Source organism: Kitasatospora sp. NPDC007106, from assembly GCF_040634455.1.
In the GTDB taxonomy this organism is placed as follows: domain Bacteria; phylum Actinomycetota; class Actinomycetes; order Streptomycetales; family Streptomycetaceae; genus Kitasatospora; species Kitasatospora arboriphila.
Genome location: NZ_JBEYFP010001011.1, coordinates 1 through 1,978, shown reverse-complemented (window position 1 = coordinate 1,978; position 1,978 = coordinate 1). Strand labels below are relative to the sequence as shown.

Here is a 1,978-nt window from a genome sequence, read left to right as displayed (position 1 = left end):
CAACCAGGCCGACCAGCAGCAGCAGGATCGCCGGTCCGACCCCAGCAGGGCGACCGGCGCGGTGCCCTCCAGCACGGCGTGCACCCGGGCCGCCGTGCTCCGGCCGGGACCGGGCCGGGAGACGCCGAGTGCGGCGACGCCGTGGTCTCCGGCGAACAGCAGCACCTTCGCGGCGGCCACCGGCCGCACGGGGGCCGCGCCCTGGACGGAGGCGAGCCAGGCGCCGAGCTCCTCCAGCGAGCCGAGGCCGCCCGGCGGCAGGCCGAGCTGCTGCCGGTACTCCTCGGCGGCCTTGCGGGCGGCCTCGTCGGGCCGCTCGACGAGGGAGGAGAAACTGTCGAGATCCACGGTCGTGTCCATCGCTCGGAAGGCTACACGGCACCGGCTTTGACGGTCAGCACCTGCCCTGCCACGACGAGCAGCACCTGCTCGGAGGCGTCGGCGACCGCCATGTTGAGGCGCCCCAGGGTGTCCCGGAACCGCCGGCCGGCCGCCGTCGCGGGCACCACGCCCATGCCCACCTCGTTGCTGACCGCGACCGCGGGCCGCCGGGTCGCCGCCCAGGCCGCGGCGAGCGCCTCGCAGCGCCGCTGCACGGCCTGCTCGCCGCCGCCGTGCCAGCTGTCGTCGGACCAGGCGCCGTGCTCGTCCATCACGGCGGTGAGCCAGAGCGCGAGGCAGTCGATCAGGACCGGGGCGGGGTCCTCCCGGTCGGCGAGCACCGCCTCCAGGTCGCAGGTCTCGGCGGTGCGCCAGGAGGCGGGCCGGCGCTCCCGGTGCAGGCGCACCCGGTCCGCCCACTCCCGGTCGCCGTCCCGGGTGCCCGAGGTGGCCACGTACAGCACGTCCGGGTACGGCGCGAGCATCAGCTCGGCGCGGGTGGACTTGCCGGAGCGGGCGCCGCCGAGGACGAGGGTGCGGGGGAGTGCCATGCGGATCATCCTGCCGCACGGGGTATGGCGGTGCGGCGGGGCGGGCACGCTAGTGTGCGCACGTCGAGGTCACCGAGCGGGAGGAGTCCGACACATGGTGTGGACGTGGCGGTTCGAGCAGCAGGACGGCACCGGGGTCGACCAGCCGGGCGGCCAGGAGGAGTTCCCGGGCCAGGGCGACGCCGAGTCGTGGATCGGCGAGACCTACAAGCAGCTGCTGGCGGACGGCGTGGACCGGGCGGTCCTGCTGGAGGACGACCGCGAGATCTACTCGATGAGCCTGCACGAGGCCTAGGAAGGCCGCCCGCCCGCGTGTCTACTTGGCGCCGACGAGGTGGAGCAGGCCGGCGACCTGGCGGTACGGGTCCTGCCGGCCGGCCCGCTCCTCGGCGTCGAGGAGCTGGGCGAGCTGCCGGCCGTCGACCGGTGCCGCCTCGTCGGGTGCGGCGTCGGTGAAGACCCGGACGCCGTACCAGTGGCGCAGCGGCACCGAGATGCCGGAGAGCGTGGTGGTCAGCTCGCCGAGCCGGTGCGCCCGGGCGGGGACGCCGTACCGGTCGGTGCAGCGGTAGGAGTCGAAGGCGGCGAGGGCGGTGCGCCAGTCGCCGGCGAGCGCGGGGCGCATGGCCAGCGCGTCGGCGTTGCGGACGAGCAGCGACAGCACGCCGCCGGTGTCGAGCACCCGGGCGAGTGCGGCGAGCAGCGGGTCCGGGTCGGCGAGGTACATCAGGGCGCCGTGGCACAGCACGACGTCGAAGGAGCGCGGCGGGAACCACCGCCCGCAGGCGTGCCCGTCCCCGCCGATGAGCCGCACCCGCGCCTGCACGTCGGCGGGCTCGGCCGCGACCGCGGCCTGCGCGGCGCCGAGGGTGACCGGGTCGGGGTCGACGCTGGTGACGGCGTGCCCGGCGCGGGCCAGCCGCACGGTCTGGGTGCCCTGTCCGCAGCCGACGTCCAGCACCCGCAGTCCCGTCCGTCCGGCGAGCTGCTCGGCGAGCTGCCGGGTCAGCAGCTCCTCGCGGACGGTGCTGCGCAGGCCGCCCTGC

The 1,978-nt window shown here is 76.2% G+C and carries 3 protein-coding genes and 1 pseudogene; 1 reads left to right on the top strand and 3 read right to left on the bottom strand.

The features are described 5' to 3' along the window. Together ABZ641_RS35170 and cobU are read right to left on the bottom strand one after the other, a co-directional pair. Positions 1-348: nicotinate-nucleotide--dimethylbenzimidazole phosphoribosyltransferase (locus tag ABZ641_RS35170; protein WP_359988459.1), on the bottom strand; the 348-nt coding region annotated here is incomplete at its 3' end. A 23-nt stretch (positions 349-371) separates the two neighbouring features. Next, positions 372-920: pseudogene (gene cobU / locus ABZ641_RS35165) on the bottom strand (bifunctional adenosylcobinamide kinase/adenosylcobinamide-phosphate guanylyltransferase); the annotation flags it as partial. A 106-nt stretch (positions 921-1,026) separates the two neighbouring features. Between cobU and ABZ641_RS35160 the strand changes: the two are divergent. After that, the gene (locus tag ABZ641_RS35160; RefSeq protein WP_344626689.1) at positions 1,027-1,227 is read left to right on the top strand and encodes a hypothetical protein; all 201 of its coding nucleotides are present in this window, start codon (positions 1,027-1,029) and stop codon (positions 1,225-1,227) included. 21 nt (positions 1,228-1,248) lie between these two features. Here the strand turns inward: ABZ641_RS35160 and ABZ641_RS35155 are convergent. After that, positions 1,249-1,978: methyltransferase domain-containing protein (locus ABZ641_RS35155; RefSeq protein WP_359988457.1), on the bottom strand; the 730-nt coding region annotated here is incomplete at its 5' end.